Genomic DNA, 16,953 nt, shown 5'->3' with positions numbered 1-16,953 from the left:
ACCCTAACGGCGCTTATCGTGGAATGCCTCGATTTTTGGCGTTTGCCGGGTGCGGCGTCCAACTAATAAAAACCGATCCAAGCATAAGAAAAGTTGATCCCATGAATTTGAAGTTCCTCGAAACCTTCGTCTGGGTGGCCAAGCTCAAAAGCTTTCGCCTGACCGCCGAGAAGCTGTTCACCACCCAGGCCTCGATTTCCAGCCGCATCGCCGTGCTCGAAAGCGAGTTGGGTGTGAAGCTGTTTCTGCGCGACTCACGCGGCGTGAGCCTGACCCCGGAAGGCTTGAAGGTGCTCGATTATGCCGAGCAGATGATGGTCACTATGCAGGGTTTGAAGCAGTCCCTGGAGACCACCAGCAGCAAGGTGGGGCGCATCCGCATCGGCGCCATGGACACGGTGATCCACACCTGGCTGAGCCAGTTGGTGGCGCAATTGATGGAGCACTTCCCGCGAGTAGAAATCGAACTGGTCGCCGATACCGCGTTAAACCTCAGCGATCAACTGCAAAAAGGCTTCCTCGACCTGATCCTGCAAACCGACCTGCTGCGCCTGGAAACCGTGCGCAGCCTGGAGCTGGCCAGCCATCCCATGGCCTGGATCGTCGCCAGCCAGTCTATCTACAACCGCGACTACGCCTCCCTCGCCGAGCTGGCCCAGGAGCGCATCATCACCTACTCGAAAAATTCCCACCCGCACCAGGATGTGCTGAGCCTGATGCAGGCCAACGGGGTGGCCTCGCCACGCATGAACTGCGTGAACTCGGTGTCGGCGATTACCCGCTTGCTGCGCGATGGTTTCGGGATTGGCGCGTTACCGCCGGTGCTGGTGATGGAGGAATTGGCTCGAGGGGAATTGGTGATGCTGCCGATGGCGCAACGCCTGCCGAATTTGCAGGTGGTGGTGTCGTGGCGTGTGGGGGTGGAGTTGGTGGAGGAGATTGTCGGGTTGTGCCAGAAGGTGGTGGCGCGGTATGCCGAGGAAGTGGGTGAAAACCGGATGCTGCTGGCGAAACCGGATTAAAAAGGTGGGAGCTGGCTTGCCTGCTCCCACAGGTCTTTAGAGGCCTTTAAGGTCGCGCTCTTCGATCGGCCGGCTCTGGCGCAGGCGCTTGCCGCCCAACACCACCCAATCGATCAGGCGGAACAGGCATTCGAGGCCGAACGACAACAGCATCGCCCCGCCCAAGCCCCAGCCCATTGCCTCAGGCGTCAGCAAAATCTGGTAGCTGTAGCCATTCCAGGTTTCCAGGCGGATATCCGGGTCGGCAGCCACCGCCACTTGCAGTGCGCGGATGTACCAGGGGCCTTGCATGGCCTGGAACTGCTTGTCCAACGCCACCTGACGATCGAGCAAAGTGCCCAGGCTGTTGGCATCGCTGCGAAACACCGGATCATCACTGGCGCGGTAATGGGCCACCAACGCCTGCAAGTCGCCATTGAAGAACTGCTGCGCCGTGGCATCAAAGCCGCGCAGGCCGGTCTGGGCTTCGATCAAATGGGCTTCGACACGCTTGGCGTAGTCGTTGATAAACCCCGGCACTTGCACGCCGACCAACAAGCCAATGGCAAACAGCACCAACCGCAGATAACTGAGCAACATGGTCGATATCCTTACTCGGTAACGCCTTGGCTAACGCATTCACCACGTCGCCACAGGCTCCATTGGCCCGGTTCGTAGCGGGTCCAGTTTTCATTGTCGGTCAAGGGTTCGGTGGCGATCACCGTGACCACGTCATTGGGCGTGGTTTCGGCCTGAAAATCGACGATCACGTCGACATCTTTCAAGCGCGCCGGGCCAAACGGTGCGCGCCGGGTGATCTGTGCCAGTTTGGTCGAGCAGTAGCAAAACAGCCAGTCACCGTCGCTGAGCAGGCAGTTGAACACGCCTTTGCTGCGGTACTCGGCGCAGGCGGCGATCAGGTCCGGCAGCACTTGCTCGATTTCCACCGGCTCCGGGAAGGCTTCGCGCACGCGGTTGAGCAGGTCGCAGAACGCCGCTTCGCTGTCGGTATCGCCCACCGGCCGGTAGAACGTGGCGCGCGGGTTAAAGTCGGCCAACTGGCCGTTATGCGCAAAGCACCAGTTACGGCCCCACAGTTCGCGCACGAACGGGTGCGTGTTGGCCAGGCTCACCTTGCCCACATTGGCCTGGCGGATATGGCCGATCACCACTTCACTTTTGATTGGATAACGCTGCACCAGCAGCGCAACTTCCGACTCGCTGCTCGCGGCCGGGTCCTGGAACAGCCGCAGGCCACGGCCTTCGTAAAACGCGATGCCCCAACCGTCGCGGTGGGGGCCGGTACGCCCGCCTCGCTGCATCAGCCCGGTAAAGCTGAACACGATATCGGTGGGGACGTTGGCACTCATGCCCAATAATTCACACATGCCAGGGCTCTCGCTGCAGGGCTTACAACGTTAAAGGCGCGGCTCAACCCGCAGATTGCCGGCAGGCGCCGGGCGACGGAAAGGTTCGTCGTCTTCGTCTACCGGTTCGGCGGCCAGGGCGGCATCGGCGGCGGCCTTGCGCTCGCGACGGGCGTTGGCGGCGCGCTCGATGGGCCAGCGGATCAACACGATCACGATATACACGCCAAACGCGATCATCGTGTACATGAACAGGTCGGAGATGGCCCGCCAGGCGTTATTGCCCACATGCAGCACCAGGTCCAGGGCGGTGATGGCCACGGCTGGCGCAAACTGGGTCTTGACCGGGTCGACGATGGTCGGGCTGAACAACAACACCGCCATCAGCAATTGCAGCGGCTCGCGCAGCCAGCGCCAGATCCAGCGGGTCATGCGCCACCACACCAACAGGCAGCCCAAAGCGGCGAAGGCGTAAAGGCCCCAAGCGGTCAGATAGTCGTTCTCGGTCATGGTGTCCATGGCAAGGCTGGCAAAGAGGCGGCTATGATAACGGCTTTTGCGTGTCTCGGCTGCAATGCCTGCCACCATCCGCCAGACAGAGAGTGATCCATGCCTATATCGACCGCCCCGATCGCCCGCAAGGCCCAAGGCCCAGACCCGTACGCCTGGTTGCAGGAACGTGACACACCGGAAGTGCTCGACTACCTCAAAGCCGAAAACGCCTGGCAGGAAGACCAGCTCACCGACCAGCAAGCCCTGCGTGAAAGCCTGTTCGAAGAGATCAAGGGCCGCATCCTGGAAACCGACCTGTCGTTGCCTTCGCCGTGGGGGCCCTACCTGTATTACACCCGCACCACCGCCGGTGATGAATACGCCCGCCATTACCGCTGCCGTCGCCCGGCGGATGACAGCAACGGGGTGGATGAAAGCAGCGAAGAACTGCTGCTGGACCCGAACGTGCTGGCCAATGGCGGCTTTTTCTCCCTCGGTGCGTTCAGCATCAGCCCCGACCACCAGCGCCTGGCCTACAGCCTCGACACCAGTGGTGAAGAGATTTACACCCTGTACGTGAAGGAATTGGCCACCGGCAAGGTCAGCGAACTGGAGTTTGAAGACTGCGACGGCAGCATGACCTGGGCCAACGACAGCCTGACGCTGTTCTTCGGCGAACTGGACGACACCCATCGCCCGCACAAGCTTTACCGCTACCGCCTGGATGGCACGGCGGCGCAGGAAGTGTTCCACGAGCCCGACGGGCGGTTCTTCCTGCATTGCTACCGTTCCAGCTCCGAGCGCCAGTTGCTGCTGGCTCTGGGCAGCAAGACCACCAGCGAAATCTGGGCGTTGGACGCCGACCAGCCACAGCAGGATTTCACCTGCCTGGCGCCACGGGTCGAAGACCATGAATACGATGTCGACCACGGCATGCTGGATGATAAATGGACCTGGTTTATCCGCAGCAACCGTGACGGTATCAACTATGCGCTGTTCGTCGCCACCGACACCGGCAGTGTGCCGACTGAGGATCAATGGCAGAACCTGATCCCCCACAGCGATGACGTGATGCTCGACGGCGTGACCCTCAATGCCAGCGCCATGACCTTGAGCCTGCGTATCGGCGGCCTGCCGGTGATCGAAGTGCACCCGCAGGGTTCGAGCGCCTATCGCGTGGAATTGCCTGACGCCGCCTACAGCCTTTACGTGCAAAACAGCCTGGAATTTACCAGCGACAAGATCCGCCTGCGTTATGAAGCCCTGAACCGTCCGGCCCAGGTGCGCCAGCTTGAACTGGCCAGTGGCGCGCAGGTGGTGCTCAAGGAAACCCCGGTACTCGGCGTGTTCAACGCCGACGATTACATCAGCCAACGGCTGTGGGCGACTTCCGCAGATGGCACCCAGGTGCCGATCAGCCTGGTGATCAAGCGTGATCAGTTGGGCAAACCCACACCGCTGTACCTCTATGGCTACGGCGCCTACGGTTCAAGCCTCGACCCGTGGTTCTCCCATGCGCGCCTGAGCCTGCTGGAGCGCGGCGTGGCATTTGCCATCGCGCATGTACGCGGCGGCGGTGAGCTGGGCGAAGCCTGGTATCGCAACGGCAAGCAGGAGCATAAACAGAACACGTTCAGCGACTTCATCGCCTGCGCCGAGCACTTGATCGCCGAAGGGCTGACCAGCTCCAAGCAGCTGGCTATCAGCGGCGGCAGCGCCGGCGGCCTGCTGATCGGCGCGGTGCTCAATCAACGCCCGGAGCTGTTCCAGGCGGCGATTGCCGAAGTGCCGTTCGTCGACGTGCTCAACACCATGCTCGACCCGGAACTGCCGCTGACCATCACCGAGTACGACGAGTGGGGCAACCCGCAAGAGCCTGAGGTGTACGAACGCATCAAGGCCTACGCACCCTATGAAAACGTCCAGGCCCAGGCTTACCCGCACATGCTGGTGATTGCCGGTTACAACGACAGTCGCGTGCAGTATTGGGAAGCGGCCAAGTGGGTGGCCAAATTGCGCGACACCAAAACCGACCACAACCTGTTGCTGCTCAAGACCGAGCTCGGTGCCGGCCATGGCGGGATGAGCGGGCGTTATCAAGGATTACGTGACGTAGCGCTCGAATATGGATTTGTCTTCAAGGCCCTGGGCCTCGTTTAAGGAACTTAGCAAGGCGGTCCTGTCTGAACACAGGACCGCCCGACTTGATTGATGGACCAAGATTGCAGCTATGCCACTACCGACTCTGATGAACACCGAAATTCGCGACATGCTCATGGATTGCGGCCTGTTCGACCCGCTGTTGCCGGAAGATTTTCACGTGGCCGCCGGCTACTTCAACATCAGCAGCATCGCCCGCGACGAGGTGATTTTCCTCGAGGGCGATGCCGGCACCTTCATGTGCATCCTGCACAGCGGTCAGGTGGCCGTGCAGAAAACCAATCACAGCGGCCAGCGCCTGACCATCGCCACCCTGCGCAGTGGCCGGGCTTTTGGCGAAATGGCGGTGCTTGACGGCGAGCGGCGCTCCGCCAGTTGCGTGGCCGCCAGTGATTGCGTGCTGTTGAACCTGGGCAAAGATGCGCTGGAAAAAATGCTCAACGAAGCCCCCAGGGTGGCGGCCAAGATCATTCGCGCGATTGCGATTGCCTTGTCCAAGCGCCTGCGCATGGCCGACGGGCAATTACTGTCCCAGCAATTTTAACCGCCGGGCGTCTTCGGCTTGCTGTCATTTTGCAGCAGGCCGGGCACCGTCTGATCCTTGGGCGGCGTGGGCAACACAATCGGCACCAGCGCGGGCGAACCATTGGCGGAGGCTTTAGGCGCCACGGGCGGGGTGACTTGCGGGTACAAGGTGGGCGTCGGCGTGCCCGGCGCACCGGGAGTTGGCGCAGGCGCCACCGGCACGGTTTGCGCCTCTTGCGCCTGCGCCGCACCCAATGTGAGCGCGCTCAACGCAATGACCGTTAGAATGCTGCACTTCATCGATGGCTCCATGGCCTGACCGGAATGTCGTAAGGCTACTCCCAACCGCGCAAGAATGCCCTTCCCAATGAGATTTCCATGAAACGTTTCGTTCTGCTCGACACCACCCCGATCCCCGACAACGGCGGTGCCTTGTGCCTGTTCGAATACGGCGAGGATTTTGTCATCAAGATCCAGGGCGGTGACGGCGGCCAGTTGATGAACACCCGCATGCATGGCTCCGAAGACGCGCTGGCGGAGATTCCGTGCCGTAAAGTCGCCGGCCGGCCGGGTTCGCGGGTATTGATCGGCGGCCTGGGCATGGGCTTTACCCTGGCCTCGGCACTCAAGCATTTGGGCAAAAGCGCCGAAGTGGTGGTGGCGGAATTGGTGCCCGGCGTAGTGGAATGGAACCGTGGTCCGCTGGGGGAAAAATCCGGCCGTCCGCTGCTGGACCCACGCACGGTGATCCGCATGGAAGACGTGGCCAAGGTGCTGCAGGCCGAGCCCCAGGGCTTTGACGCGATCATGCTGGATGTGGACAACGGCCCTGAAGGCCTGACGCAAAAGGCCAACAGCTGGCTGTATTCGGCCGGTGGCCTGGCCGCGTGTGCCAAGGCGCTGCGGCCTAAAGGCGTGCTGGCGGTATGGTCAGCCAGCGCCGACAAGCTGTTCAGCGACAAACTGCGCAAGGCCGGGTTCAAGGCCGAGGAAGTGCAAGTGTTTGCCCATGGCAACAAGGGCACCCGGCATACCATCTGGATTGCCGAGAAGCTTAAGGGCTGAGGCAAACCCACAAACGCCATAGATCCAAATGTGGGAGCGGGCTTGTGTGGGAGCTGGCTTGCCTGCGATAGCATCACCGCGGTCTACCTGAATCACCGAGGAGCCGGCATCGCAGGCAAGCCAGCTCCCACACAAGCCAGCTCCCAAGCTTTGGCCTTTTATCAGCCTTTGGATTTTCGGTAGTCGATCACATACGGGATTTTTTTCTCGAAGGTCTTGTCCAGCTCGCCCTGGTCCAGCTTGGTCATGCCGCCCAGTTGCCTGGCGGTGAAACCGCTGCTCCCCACCTGTGAACCCGGCGCCAGGCTGACCATGCGCTGGGCGACCGCTTCAATCGCATCCTTGTAGCCGCCCTTCTTGTTCAGGTCGTACGCCTTCAAATCAATCTGCGTACGCAGCCAGTTGCCCCAGTAGAACTCCAGGAATTCCGGCGCAATTGCGCCATCGTCCGGCTTGCCGTAGGCGGCCTTGCGGGTGAAATACACCAGGCTGCGAAAGGTGTCGTCCTGCAGGTTCTTGAAGCCCAGGTGCGCAGGCAGTTGCTGCGGCGGCAGGGGCTGGCCCTGATTGTCCTTGAGCCAGACCTTGCGGGCCGCCTCCATACGCTGCCAGAAGGTATTCATGTCGGCGCTGTTGCTGAAGTCATCGGTTACCTTGACCCACATTTTCAACTGCGGGCCGCCGCCGGGCACTTCCCACAAGGTGGTGAAGCTGTGGTGACCGTCGGTCAGGTACAACTGGCCGCCAGGGCCGACCACCACGGTTTTCATGTCGTCGGGGTGGGCGCCCACCGGGTCCTTGCAGGTGAAGCTGTCGGGTTGGTGCAGGTCGGCTTTTTTCGGCACGTTGTCGGCGGCGCCCTGGCCGTTGGTTTCGCAATATTCGTCGAACACCTTGACCGGTTTGTCGGCGAACAGCCCCAGGCTGTAGTAGATCTGGTCAAAGCCCACCACGGCCTGGGTCGGGTGCAGTTGCTCGAGGGCCACCTCGATCACCTGGCCGGGCTTGGGTGTGGAGAACGCCTGGGCTTGAGCGGCCAGCACGCTGAGCAGCAGGGCTGCGGTCCATGTGTACACACGCATAGGTTTCAGATCCTTGTGAAGTGAATGTGCCGATACTACAAACGTTCGCCCAAGCCCGGCTGTACCGCAGCTGAAAAAGCCAGCGGTCATTTGCCGCGCGAGCGGCTAGAATCAACCCTATCCGTGAACCCCCAAATAGCCAGGAGCCATGATGAGCTCGACCAACCCGCCCTCCCACACCGCCAAGCTGGACCGCATCCTCGCCGATGCCCAGCGCGACCGGGAAATGGGCTACCGCGACAAAGCCTTGAAGATGTACCCGCACGTGTGCGGCCGCTGCGCCCGTGAGTTTGCCGGCAAACGCTTGAGCGAACTGACCGTACACCATCGCAACCACAATCATGATGACAACCCCCAGGACGGTTCCAACTGGGAGTTGCTGTGCCTGTACTGCCACGACAACGAACACTCGCGCTACACCGACCAGCAGTACTTCGGCGAGGGCTCCACCAGCAGCCCGACGATTGCCAAGGCCACGCACAACCCGTTTGCGGCGTTGGCGGGGTTGATGAAGAAGGACGACTGAAGCCCTACTTTGTCTGTGCGGGCCTCATCGCAGGCAAGCCAGCTCCCACAGGGGAATGCACTCCAAGTGTGGGAGCCGGGCTTGCCCGCGATAGCGATCGCCCAAGCAACACATGCCGCCAAGGCCGTATAATCGCGGTTTTCCTCCAAGGCACCCTTCCCCGTGGGCAATAAACGCTACAGCTGCATCGGTCTGTATAACCCCAAATCCCCCGAAAACGTCGGCTCGGTGATGCGCGCCGCCGGCTGCTACGGCGTGGCCTCGGTGTTTTACACCGGCGTGCGTTACGAGCGCGCCCGGGACTTCATCACCGACACCAAGAAGGTCCACCACGACATTCCGTTGATCGGCATCGATGACCTGAAAAAGATCCTGCCGCTGGGCTGTATCCCGGTCGCCGTGGAGCTGGTGGAAGGCGCCCGCCCGCTGCCTGAGTACACGCACCCCGACCGCGCGCTGTACATCTTTGGCCCCGAAGACGGCTCGCTGGACAAAGAGATCCGCGACTGGTGTGAAGACGTGGTGTACATCCCGACCACCGGCTGCATGAACCTGGCCGCCACCGTCAATGTGGTGCTCTACGACCGTCTGGCCAAGGGCAACAACACCCGCTCGGGCCCCAAGTACTGATATTTCGGGAACATCCGACGCCTGCAAACAGTCAGCTACTTACACTTGCCTTGTTGGAGACACACCATGAGCGACAGCAAAACCCTGCGACCTATCATCGAACACCTGCAACCAGCCCCCAAAAGCGAGCAAAACGTGCACGGGTCGGAACGCATTCTTTCGGTGGCCGGTGGTGTGATGATGGTCGGCAAAGGCCTGCGCCGTGGCGGCATCTTCGGGCTGATCCAGGTGGCGATTGGTGGCGTGGCGCTGGTGCGCGGCGTGACCGGGCATAGCTCGCTCAAGGACAAGCTGGAGCAAGGCCGCCAGGAAATGAACAGCGTGCGTACCAAGATCGAACGCGCGGGCGAAGAGTTGAAGAACTTGAAGACCAAGGCTGAAGTGGCGGCGGAGAAAGCCACTAAATAGCCCGGCCAACCCCAATCAAATGTGGGAGCTGGCTTGTGTGGGAGCTGGCTTGCCTGCGATGCCGGCACCTCGGTGATTCAGGTAGACCGAGGTGATGCAATCGCAGGCAAGCCAGCTCCCACAGTTGTTTTGGGTCAACGCAATAATTTGTTATCCAGCACCACCGACGACTCGCCGATCACACTTTCAGCCAACTGCACAAACTCCGCCGTATTCACACTGTTCGCCCGCATTACCGCCTGCGCCAGATCATCCAGCGAGCGCTTGTTGTGGGTCTTGACGCGGATCTCGCGGTCCAGCTCCTGCAACACCAGCACCGCCCGCGCCACGCTCGCAGCGTTGACGTGATCGCCGCGCAGGCTGGTCACGCCCTTGCCTTCCTTGGCCAACCGCGTCTGTATCGCCGCATAGCGCTCATCGGTAATGCCGCCGGCACGCCGCAGCAGTTCAATGGCGTAATACTCGCCCAACCCTTCGCTGATCCAGTCACTGGTATCGTGGTCGTTAAAGCGGCCAATGGCTTGCACCACTTCACGCAACAATGGGCTGCTGCCGTTTTCGCTGATCAGCGGCGTGCGGCTGTTGAGGTAAATCGAATCGCGCGCCGAGAAAGCGCCACGGCGCATCGGGTCGCTGGCGCCGACGATCAATAGCTTGGCCGGATGGCGCGGCAGTGCGGCCTCCACTTGCGGCCACACGAACGTCAGCAGCGTCAGTACGTCCATGCGGCGCATGGCCTGGCCCTTGGGCGAGGCCACGGTGACATCGGTTTCACCCAGGCGCACGCGACGACTGCCGAGGTTACCCGCGAGCATCCAACCGGTGGGCCGGTCGAACAGGCGGGACACATTGTCGATACGGAACTTGTGTTTGCCGACACGCGGCCAGGCGGTTTCGACGCTTTTCCAGCCGGCCGGCAATTCGAACATCAGCCGCGACACCAGCTCAATGCCATCCTGTTGGTCCAGCCGCGCAGCCGGCACCAGGTCTTCGCCGCGAAACAGCGCCCAGCTCGGCGTCATCCGCGCCTCATACACGCCCGGCTTGCGCGCATGGGTAAGGCGCACGCGGTAAGTCAGGCTGGCTTTGTCGGCGCTGGGTTGCCACAGGCCACGGCTGCCGGTGACCTGCCATTGGCCGTCGGCCTTGAAGTCGCTGTAGTCGCCGTCACGGCCCAGGTCGAAGTTCAGGCTGCGCACGGCCGAGCCCTGGGACAGGCTCACGCGCACCTCGGCCTGATCACTCTGGGGCAGCAGCTTGACGTGATAATCCAGGTCGACTTTCTTCGCGCACCACGCAGGCAGGCTCAGTGTCAGCAGCACTAAAGATGCCGCCAGCCGGGTTGCCACCCTCATACACACTCCTTTTTTCAGCCTGCGCGGAAGATCAGGTAATCCTCCCAGTCATCTTCGGGCACGCTGCCTTCGGCGAGCATGCGACCGGACTGGGAAATGCGTTCATGGTGCACGGCATCGCGGTCGCCACACACCAGGTGGTGCCACAGCGGCAAGTCCTTGCGTTCGCTGACCAGGCGGTAGCCGCAGGTCGGCGGCAGCCATTTGAACTGGTCAGCCTGGCCCGGCGTGAGCTGGATGCAGTCAGGCACCGAGGCGCGGCGGTTGGCATAGTCGCTGCACTGGCAGGTGTTGAGATCAAGCAATTTGCAGGCGATGCGCGTGTAATAGACGCTGTTGTCGTCTTCATCCTCAAGCTTTTGCAGGCAGCACAGGCCACAGCCGTCGCACAACGACTCCCACTCCTCCTGGTCGAGGTGTTCAAGGGTTTTGCGTATCCAGAAAGGTTCGACTTTGGCGGCCATGGCTCTACATCAGTATCGGTAGGTGAAAAGGCCGCCAGTCTAGTGCCCAAGGCGCCTGGGGCCAAGCGCTTACGACTGGCGGTGCAACAACACTTGTCAGTCCAGTGGGCGCGCAGTAGCTTTGAAGGCCGAATTAACGATCAGGAACTGCCCATGACACGCGTTGCCGATTACCCGATCCACACCCAATTCACCGAACGCTGGTCGCCCCGTGCCTTTACCGGCGAAAGCATTGCGCAAGAGACGTTGCTGAGCTTCTTCGAAGCCGCTCGCTGGGCGCCGTCGGCCTACAACTCGCAGCCATGGCGCTTTCTCTACGCACGCCGCGACACGCCAAACTGGGAGCGTTTCCTGGGTTTGCTGAATGAATTCAACCGCGGTTGGGCGCAACACGCGTCAGCCCTGGTGATCATCGCCTCGAAAACCGACTTCATCGCCCCCGGCGCCACTGAAGAAACCCCGGCGCTGTGGCACACCTTCGACACCGGTTCGGCCTGGGGCCACCTGGCGCTGCAAGCCAGCCTCAGCGGCTGGCACACCCACGGCATGGCCGGTTTCGATCAGGAGCTGACCCGCAAGGAGCTGAAGATTCCAGAAGGTTACGCGCTGCACGCGGCGGTGGCCGTGGGCAAGCTGGGGGACAAGTCGAGCTTGCCGGAGTACCTGCAAGGTCGTGAAGCCCCAAGCCCGCGTCGGCCGCTGAGCGAGCTGGTGTCCGAGGGTGATTTCAGCCTGTAAGCCGTACACCGAACCCAATGTGTGAGCTGGGCTTGTGTGGGGCTGGCTTGCCTGCGATGCAGGCACCTCGGTGAATCAGGTAGACCGAGGTGATGCTATCGCAGGCACGCCAGCTCCCACACAAGCCAGCTACAACATTTGCCTTGTGCTGTGTCAGTAACCCCGTTCGAAGCTGACTTCCCCGCGCAACGCGTCCTTGGCCTGATAAGCCCGCAGATTCCGCACAAACAACTCCACCATCATCCCCGGCGACGTCGGCGCCGAGCTGTGCCCGGTCAGCAGCAAGCCCCAGGCGGTCCAGAACGGGTGGCGTTGCGGCAAAGGCTCCTGACGGCACACGTCGATCACCGCACCGGCCAAGTGCCCTTCTTTGAGCGCCTCGACCAAGTCGGCATCGACCACCGCCACGCCGCGCCCGACGTTGATAAACAACCCGGTCGGCTTGAATTGCTTGAACAGCGCCGCATCGTACAAATCATGGGTGTCAGGCGTGTTCGGCAGCAGGTTGATCACGTAGTCCACCTCGCCCACCAGCCGGCTGAGTTGGTCCAGCCCGGCCACTTCGATAAACGGGGCCTGTTCCCGCGCGCTGCTGGCAATCCCGTAGAGCTTGACGCCAAACGGCAGCAAAAAATCAGCCACGCTCTGGCCGATATCGCCGGTGCCAACCACCAGCACCTTGCGCCCCGCCAGGCTCTGGCCCATGCGGTTGTCCCACTTGCGCTCGACCTGGCTGACCAGCCGCGCCAGCACTTCGCGCTCATGCCCGAGCATATAGGTGAGCACGAACTCGGCCATGACCTGGCCAAAGATGCCGACCGCGCGGGTCAGGCGATAGTCGCGCGGCAAGCCATCGGCCAGCAGCGGCGTGATACCCGCCCAGGTCGATTGCAGCCATTGCGGCTTATGGCCCTGGCGCAGCAAGGTGGCGAGCAGGTCCGGCTGGCCCAGCCAAACCGGGCAATCGGCGGCCAGGCGCGACAATTGGGCCGAGTCGCCGCTGGTCAACACCTCAACGTCCGGGGCCGCTTCGCTCAGCAATTGGGCGTAGAGCGGGTGATCCCGTTCAGCAATCAGAACACGCATGGTTCAAACCTTTCAAAAACAGTGCAGACGGCCGCCCGCTTCCTTACGGCCACCGCCAATCGAATACGAGTCCATAAAAGAATGTGCCCAGAACAGGGCACTGAACGGTTACATCGGGTCGTTGCGGCGCAGCAGCTCTTCGGGCAAGTGCTCGATGTACTCATCCTCGGCCGGCGGCATTTGCAGGTGGTAGCCCTGTTTGTCGAGGTTTTCCAGGACCACGGTGATGTCCTCGCGCGACAGCTTGCGCTCGGGCGTCAGTATCATCTCGAACGCGAGATGGGCCTTGCCGAAGGCGGCCATCAACGGCTCCGGCACGCGCTCCAGCGCATCGCTTTTGAGCACGTAGAGGTACATCCCGTCTTTTTTCAAGCTGCGATAGATGGAGCAAATACGTTTCAAGGCTGTTCTCCGGCAGTGGCCAGGCTGTCGAGCAGCGCCTGGCCCATCAACTCGCGGCGCCAGCCACGCAGCGAGTCTGGCAATGTATAAGGCCCATCGGGGTAGCCACTTTTAACCAGGGCTTCGAGGGTTTTCTTGCGCAGCATCAGTTCCGGCGCCATTTCCAGGCGCTCGGCCTCGGCCTGGCCCAGGGCGCGCAGTTGCTTGATCAGCGCAGCGGCATTCACCGGCAACGGTTCGGCCACGGCGGGCGGCCACTGGTCCATCGACACGCTGGCGGCACGTTTGATCAGGTCCAGCAGGAACTGGCCATCCTGACGCACGGTGCGCGGGTGCATGTCTTCGATCTTGCCCAACGCGGCGAGGTTATCCGGCTGAGACTTGGCCAGGGGCCACAACGAGTGCTCACGAATGATGCGGTTGCGCGGCAGGTCTCGGGCGCGGGCCTGCTGTTCGCGCCAGGCGCACAGTTCGCGCAATACCGCGAGCTGGGCACGCGAGAGTTTCCACGCCAGCTTGGCGTCGCGGTACACCTCATACGGGTCGACTTCGCGGCGCAGGTTGGCCACCAGCTCGGCGCCGTCTTCCAGTACCCAGGCGTATTTGTCATCCGACAGCTGCGGGCGCAAGCGCACATAGACCTCGGCCAGATGCACCGCGTCTTCGGCGGCATAGCTCACCTGCGTCTCGGACAATGGCCGCTGCAGCCAGTCCGAGCGGGTTTCGCCCTTGGGCAGTTCGATATCCAGCACGGCCTGCACCAGGCGCGAGTAGCCCATGGAGAAACCGAGGTTCAGGTAAGCCGCCGCCAATTGAGTGTCGAACAACGGCACCGGCAGGCTGCCGGTCAGGCGCAGCAGCACTTCCAGGTCTTCGCTGCAGGCATGCACCACCTTGATCACCGCCGGGTTCTCCAGCAAGGCGGCCAAAGGTTGCCAGTTGTCGATGGTCAGGGGGTCGATCAGGTAAGCGCGAACGCCATCACCGATCTGGATCAGCCCGGCAATGGGATAAAAGGTGTCGACCCGCATGAATTCGGTGTCGAGGGCGACGAATGGCAACTGCTGCCATTCGGCGCAATGCTGGCCGAGGCTATCGTTGTCGCAGATCCAGTGAATATCGATGGCCACACGGCTCTCCCTTGAAGAATGGCGCGCAGTATATATCGCGAAAGGGACTTGCGAGCATCCGTAGTGCACACACCATCATGAAAACTCTGACTAGAGATGGAGAATAGTCCGACAGGCGGGAGTTATCCCCTCTTACGCAAAACATAGACACGCCACAACTTGGAGCCCGGCAGGAACTCCTGGTGATGAAGGACTTTGAACCCGGCCTGGCGGAATTCGTCCTCCACCGGCGTGCGCGAGTTCACTGAGACAATCACTGTATCGCGGCTGACACGGTGGAATTCGCGCAACAGCGCTATTCGCACGTCACTGCTGGGCACATGACGAAACAGTTCCAGGCAGAAAATACAGTCCACCGCGTTGGCCGACAGGCCGATGGAAAACGCCGAGCCCTGGAACGTCTTAACCCGCTTGAGCAGCGCCGCCGGGTGATGGGTGCGCGCGTGGTCGAGCATGGCCTGGGAATTGTCCGAGGCCAGGATCACCCGGTTGACGTGTTCGGCCAACACCGGCCAGAACCGGCCCGAGCCACACGCCAAGTCCAGGATCAACCCAGGCTCGCCGGCCACTTTCAATGCCTGGCGCACCAACCGTTCATCACGCCAGGCCGCCAGACGCTTGAGCAGCGCGGGCGGACGCGTGTCGCCGCAGACCTGGGCATGCTCGCGGTCACAGCGTTCGGCGAATTCAATCTCGATAGAGGATGGAGGCTGTGGCGACATTGCGGGCTCATGTGAGTGGAACGGTGGTGAACGACCTTGAACCGCAGCTTAACCACTGCAACGTGAAAAAAAGGTTGAAACCGTGACGCCTGTAAAACACCGGCGACCGACTGTGGGAGCTGGCTTGCCTGCGATGCAGACACCTCGGTGTATCAGGTACCCCGAGTTGATGCCTTCGCAGGCAAGCCAGCTCCCACAGAAAAGCAGCGCTTCGGTGTATTCAGATCTGCTGTTGATCTGAGAGTGGCCCCGTCAACCTCGCCAGCAGAAGCCCCCACTCTCCCCAGCGGATCACGCCTGATGCAGATACCAGCGCCAATCCTGCTCGCCCACCTCCCCCATGAACTGGCGATATTCCTCACGTTTCACCGCCAAATAGACGTCGAGGAACTCACTGCCAAACGCCTCCCGCGCCCAGCTTGAACCCTCCAGCGCACGCAAGGTGGTCAGCCAGTCGGTGGGCAGCAATGCATTGGCCTGGGCGTACCCGTTGCCTTCCACCGGCGCACCGGGGTCGCGCTGTTCGCGAATGCCTCGGTGAATACCCGCCAGGATGGCAGCCGCCGCCAGGTATGGGTTGGCGTCGGCCCCGCAAATCCGGTGTTCGATATGCCGCGAATGAGCCGGCCCACCCGGCACGCGCAGGCTGACGGTGCGGTTATCCACGCCCCAGGTGGCCGCCAGCGGCGCATAGCTGTTGGTCTGGAAACGCCGATAGGAGTTGGCATTCGGGCAAAACATCAGCAGCGAATCGAGCAAAGTGCTGAGCATGCCGCCCACCGCCTGGCGCAGCAGCGGCGTGCCATCGGCGGCCTCACTGGCAAACAGGTTATTGCCCTGGGCATCCGCCAGGCTCACATGCATGTGCATGCCGGTGCCCGCCAGGTCATCGAATGGCTTGGCCATAAAGCAAGCGGTCATCCCGTGTTTATGCGCCACGCCCTTGACCAGGCGCTTGTAGCGCACCGCTTCGTCCATGGCTTGCAACGCATCCGCGCGATGTTCCAGGGTGATTTCCACCTGGCCCGGCGCGTATTCGGAAATCGCCGTGCGCGCCGGAATGCCTTGCAGCTTGCAAGCGCTGTAGAGATCGGCCAGGAACGGCTCGATCTGCTCCAGCTCACGCAGGCCGTACACCTGGGTCGAGCGTGGGCGATTGCCGTCAACATCCCGTGCCGGTTGCGGGCGGCCGTTGCTGTCGGGTTTCTGGTCGAGCAGGTAAAACTCCAACTCCGCCGCCATCACCGGGTAGTAACCGTCGGCCTTGAGCCCGTCGATCACTTTGGCCAACACATGCCGAGGGTCAGCCACGGTGGCCGGCAAGCCTTCGGTGGGGTGCATGCTGACTTGCACGGCGGCTGTCGGAATCAGGCGCCACGGCATGCGCTGCAAGCTGCCGCTGACCGGGTAGGCGCGACAGTCGATATCGCCGACTTCCCACACTAGCCCGGAGTTTTCCACGTCGTCGCCATTAATCGTCAGGCCCAGGATGGTACTGGGCAACGGGCGGCCACTTTCATACACCGCCAACAGCTCATCGCGGTGCAGCAACTTGCCGCGCGGTACGCCGTTGTTATCGAGGATAAACAGCTCGAACATTTCGATGTCCGGGTGCTGTTCAAGAAAAGACCGGGCTTCTTGCAGGCTGGCAAAAACACTCATGGGAACTCTCATACGTTTGCGTCAGGCAGGCGCACAGGCGCCGCCGGGCAGATGCGCACAGGTGCGCGTCATCCATGGGGCAGATCAACGTAAGAGCAAGGTATCCGGTGGGCGCGCATGTCGGCAGTGGAACAAGGC

The 16,953-nt window shown here is 61.8% G+C and carries 20 protein-coding genes; 8 read left to right on the top strand and 12 right to left on the bottom strand.

The window, feature by feature from the left end; all coding sequences use genetic code 11:
* The first annotated feature begins 101 nt into the window (after window positions 1-101).
* On the top strand, window positions 102-1,022 hold the full coding sequence (locus PSH96_RS08055) for a LysR family transcriptional regulator (RefSeq protein WP_305458597.1): 921 nt from the start codon (window positions 102-104) through the stop codon (window positions 1,020-1,022).
* A gap of 36 nt (window positions 1,023-1,058) precedes the next feature.
* Here the strand turns inward: PSH96_RS08055 and PSH96_RS08050 are convergent, their stop codons facing one another.
* The 3 genes from PSH96_RS08050 to PSH96_RS08040 are packed head-to-tail and all read right to left on the bottom strand — an operon-like array spanning window position 1,059 to window position 2,956.
* Complete coding sequence (locus tag PSH96_RS08050; RefSeq protein WP_056857304.1) at window positions 1,059-1,601, bottom strand: DUF2937 family protein; 543 nt, start codon at window positions 1,599-1,601, stop codon at window positions 1,059-1,061.
* Between the two features lie 11 nt (window positions 1,602-1,612).
* On the bottom strand, window positions 1,613-2,389 hold the full coding sequence (locus PSH96_RS08045) for a class II glutamine amidotransferase (protein ID WP_056857305.1): 777 nt from the start codon (window positions 2,387-2,389) through the stop codon (window positions 1,613-1,615).
* Between the two features lie 30 nt (window positions 2,390-2,419).
* Entirely contained in the window at window positions 2,420-2,956 is a 537-nt protein-coding gene (locus tag PSH96_RS08040; RefSeq protein ID WP_065929160.1) for an MFS transporter, read from the bottom strand.
* Between the two features lie 21 nt (window positions 2,957-2,977).
* Between PSH96_RS08040 and PSH96_RS08035 the strand changes: the two genes are divergently transcribed.
* Together PSH96_RS08035 and PSH96_RS08030 are read left to right on the top strand one after the other, a co-directional pair.
* Entirely contained in the window at window positions 2,978-5,020 is a 2,043-nt protein-coding gene (locus PSH96_RS08035) for a S9 family peptidase (RefSeq protein ID WP_305458596.1), read from the top strand.
* 70 nt (window positions 5,021-5,090) lie between these two features.
* Window positions 5,091-5,564 (top strand): cyclic nucleotide-binding domain-containing protein, encoded by a 474-nt coding sequence (locus tag PSH96_RS08030; protein WP_305458595.1) that lies wholly within the window; start codon window positions 5,091-5,093, stop codon window positions 5,562-5,564.
* Here the strand turns inward: PSH96_RS08030 and PSH96_RS08025 are convergent.
* Entirely contained in the window at window positions 5,561-5,845 is a 285-nt protein-coding gene (locus tag PSH96_RS08025; protein ID WP_065929157.1) for a hypothetical protein, read from the bottom strand. The genes PSH96_RS08030 and PSH96_RS08025 overlap by 4 nt on opposite strands.
* Window positions 5,846-5,923: 78 nt before the next feature.
* Between PSH96_RS08025 and PSH96_RS08020 the strand changes: the two genes are divergently transcribed.
* Entirely contained in the window at window positions 5,924-6,610 is a 687-nt protein-coding gene (locus PSH96_RS08020) for a spermidine synthase (RefSeq protein WP_065929156.1), read from the top strand.
* Between the two features lie 161 nt (window positions 6,611-6,771).
* On the opposite strand, the gene PSH96_RS08015 is transcribed toward PSH96_RS08020, so the two are convergent.
* Window positions 6,772-7,692: a ParB/Srx family N-terminal domain-containing protein gene (locus tag PSH96_RS08015; protein ID WP_305458594.1), complete on the bottom strand. Its 921-nt coding sequence runs from the start codon at window positions 7,690-7,692 to the stop codon at window positions 6,772-6,774.
* 151 nt (window positions 7,693-7,843) lie between these two features.
* Here PSH96_RS08015 and PSH96_RS08010 point away from each other — a divergent pair, with 151 nt between their 5' ends.
* The 3 genes from PSH96_RS08010 to PSH96_RS08000 all read left to right on the top strand — a co-directional run bounded on the left by PSH96_RS08010 (window position 7,844) and on the right by PSH96_RS08000 (window position 9,256).
* Window positions 7,844-8,218, top strand: coding sequence for a YajD family HNH nuclease (locus PSH96_RS08010; RefSeq protein ID WP_003210675.1), 375 nt, complete (start codon window positions 7,844-7,846; stop codon window positions 8,216-8,218).
* Between the two features lie 162 nt (window positions 8,219-8,380).
* On the top strand, window positions 8,381-8,848 hold the full coding sequence (locus PSH96_RS08005; protein ID WP_003189607.1) for an RNA methyltransferase: 468 nt from the start codon (window positions 8,381-8,383) through the stop codon (window positions 8,846-8,848).
* A gap of 66 nt (window positions 8,849-8,914) precedes the next feature.
* The gene (locus tag PSH96_RS08000; RefSeq protein ID WP_017137388.1) at window positions 8,915-9,256 is read left to right on the top strand and encodes a DUF2892 domain-containing protein; all 342 of its coding nucleotides are present in this window, start codon (window positions 8,915-8,917) and stop codon (window positions 9,254-9,256) included.
* Between the two features lie 134 nt (window positions 9,257-9,390).
* On the opposite strand, the gene PSH96_RS07995 is transcribed toward PSH96_RS08000, so the two are convergent.
* Both PSH96_RS07995 and PSH96_RS07990 read right to left on the bottom strand, forming a co-directional pair.
* Window positions 9,391-10,611: a hypothetical protein gene (locus tag PSH96_RS07995; RefSeq protein ID WP_305458593.1), complete on the bottom strand. Its 1,221-nt coding sequence runs from the start codon at window positions 10,609-10,611 to the stop codon at window positions 9,391-9,393.
* Between the two features lie 14 nt (window positions 10,612-10,625).
* Entirely contained in the window at window positions 10,626-11,075 is a 450-nt protein-coding gene (locus PSH96_RS07990) for a YcgN family cysteine cluster protein (protein WP_099485666.1), read from the bottom strand.
* Between the two features lie 153 nt (window positions 11,076-11,228).
* Here PSH96_RS07990 and PSH96_RS07985 point away from each other — a divergent pair, with 153 nt between their 5' ends.
* Window positions 11,229-11,813, top strand: a complete 585-nt coding sequence (locus PSH96_RS07985) for a nitroreductase family protein (protein WP_305458592.1) — start codon at window positions 11,229-11,231, stop codon at window positions 11,811-11,813.
* A gap of 153 nt (window positions 11,814-11,966) precedes the next feature.
* On the opposite strand, the gene PSH96_RS07980 is transcribed toward PSH96_RS07985, so the two are convergent.
* The 5 genes from PSH96_RS07980 to PSH96_RS07960 form a co-directional block, all read right to left on the bottom strand.
* Window positions 11,967-12,899 (bottom strand): D-2-hydroxyacid dehydrogenase, encoded by a 933-nt coding sequence (locus PSH96_RS07980; protein WP_305458591.1) that lies wholly within the window; start codon window positions 12,897-12,899, stop codon window positions 11,967-11,969.
* Between the two features lie 108 nt (window positions 12,900-13,007).
* Window positions 13,008-13,301 (bottom strand): YcgL domain-containing protein, encoded by a 294-nt coding sequence (locus PSH96_RS07975; protein WP_056857316.1) that lies wholly within the window; start codon window positions 13,299-13,301, stop codon window positions 13,008-13,010.
* On the bottom strand, window positions 13,298-14,431 hold the full coding sequence (gene rnd, locus PSH96_RS07970; RefSeq protein WP_305458590.1) for a ribonuclease D: 1,134 nt from the start codon (window positions 14,429-14,431) through the stop codon (window positions 13,298-13,300). Before rnd ends, PSH96_RS07975 begins: the two co-directional genes overlap by 4 nt.
* Window positions 14,432-14,553: 122 nt before the next feature.
* Complete coding sequence (locus tag PSH96_RS07965; protein ID WP_056857318.1) at window positions 14,554-15,153, bottom strand: class I SAM-dependent methyltransferase; 600 nt, start codon at window positions 15,151-15,153, stop codon at window positions 14,554-14,556.
* 291 nt (window positions 15,154-15,444) lie between these two features.
* Window positions 15,445-16,815 carry a glutamine synthetase family protein gene (locus tag PSH96_RS07960; protein ID WP_305458589.1) on the bottom strand — a complete coding sequence of 457 codons (1,371 nt, stop codon included), beginning with the start codon at window positions 16,813-16,815 and terminating at the stop codon, window positions 15,445-15,447.
* Between the last annotated feature and the right edge of the window lie 138 nt (window positions 16,816-16,953).

It is taken from the genome of Pseudomonas sp. FP2338 (genome assembly GCF_030687515.1).
Classification (GTDB): Bacteria; Pseudomonadota; Gammaproteobacteria; order Pseudomonadales; family Pseudomonadaceae; genus Aquipseudomonas; species Aquipseudomonas salomonii.
This window is presented reverse-complemented; position numbering and strand designations above follow the sequence as displayed.

What these genes read in the sequence shown, in the direction of transcription:
- PSH96_RS07995 (WP_305458593.1), bottom strand. Translation starts at nt 10,611, where the DNA reads ATGAGGGTGGCAACCCGGCTGGCGGCATCTTTAGTGCTGCTGACACTG.
- PSH96_RS08025 (WP_065929157.1), bottom strand. Translation starts at nt 5,845, where the DNA reads ATGAAGTGCAGCATTCTAACGGTCATTGCGTTGAGCGCGCTCACATTG.
- PSH96_RS08015 (WP_305458594.1), bottom strand. Translation starts at nt 7,692, where the DNA reads ATGCGTGTGTACACATGGACCGCAGCCCTGCTGCTCAGCGTGCTGGCC.
- PSH96_RS07985 (WP_305458592.1), top strand. Translation starts at nt 11,229, where the DNA reads ATGACACGCGTTGCCGATTACCCGATCCACACCCAATTCACCGAACGC.
- PSH96_RS08040 (WP_065929160.1), bottom strand. Translation starts at nt 2,956, where the DNA reads ATGGTGGCAGGCATTGCAGCCGAGACACGCAAAAGCCGTTATCATAGC.
- PSH96_RS07980 (WP_305458591.1), bottom strand. Translation starts at nt 12,899, where the DNA reads ATGCGTGTTCTGATTGCTGAACGGGATCACCCGCTCTACGCCCAATTG.
- PSH96_RS08050 (WP_056857304.1), bottom strand. Translation starts at nt 1,601, where the DNA reads ATGTTGCTCAGTTATCTGCGGTTGGTGCTGTTTGCCATTGGCTTGTTG.
- PSH96_RS08000 (WP_017137388.1), top strand. Translation starts at nt 8,915, where the DNA reads ATGAGCGACAGCAAAACCCTGCGACCTATCATCGAACACCTGCAACCA.
- PSH96_RS07960 (WP_305458589.1), bottom strand. Translation starts at nt 16,815, where the DNA reads ATGAGTGTTTTTGCCAGCCTGCAAGAAGCCCGGTCTTTTCTTGAACAG.
- PSH96_RS08055 (WP_305458597.1), top strand. Translation starts at nt 102, where the DNA reads ATGAATTTGAAGTTCCTCGAAACCTTCGTCTGGGTGGCCAAGCTCAAA.
- PSH96_RS08030 (WP_305458595.1), top strand. Translation starts at nt 5,091, where the DNA reads ATGCCACTACCGACTCTGATGAACACCGAAATTCGCGACATGCTCATG.
- PSH96_RS08045 (WP_056857305.1), bottom strand. Translation starts at nt 2,389, where the DNA reads ATGTGTGAATTATTGGGCATGAGTGCCAACGTCCCCACCGATATCGTG.
- PSH96_RS08020 (WP_065929156.1), top strand. Translation starts at nt 5,924, where the DNA reads ATGAAACGTTTCGTTCTGCTCGACACCACCCCGATCCCCGACAACGGC.
- PSH96_RS08035 (WP_305458596.1), top strand. Translation starts at nt 2,978, where the DNA reads ATGCCTATATCGACCGCCCCGATCGCCCGCAAGGCCCAAGGCCCAGAC.
- PSH96_RS08010 (WP_003210675.1), top strand. Translation starts at nt 7,844, where the DNA reads ATGAGCTCGACCAACCCGCCCTCCCACACCGCCAAGCTGGACCGCATC.
- PSH96_RS07965 (WP_056857318.1), bottom strand. Translation starts at nt 15,153, where the DNA reads ATGTCGCCACAGCCTCCATCCTCTATCGAGATTGAATTCGCCGAACGC.
- PSH96_RS07990 (WP_099485666.1), bottom strand. Translation starts at nt 11,075, where the DNA reads ATGGCCGCCAAAGTCGAACCTTTCTGGATACGCAAAACCCTTGAACAC.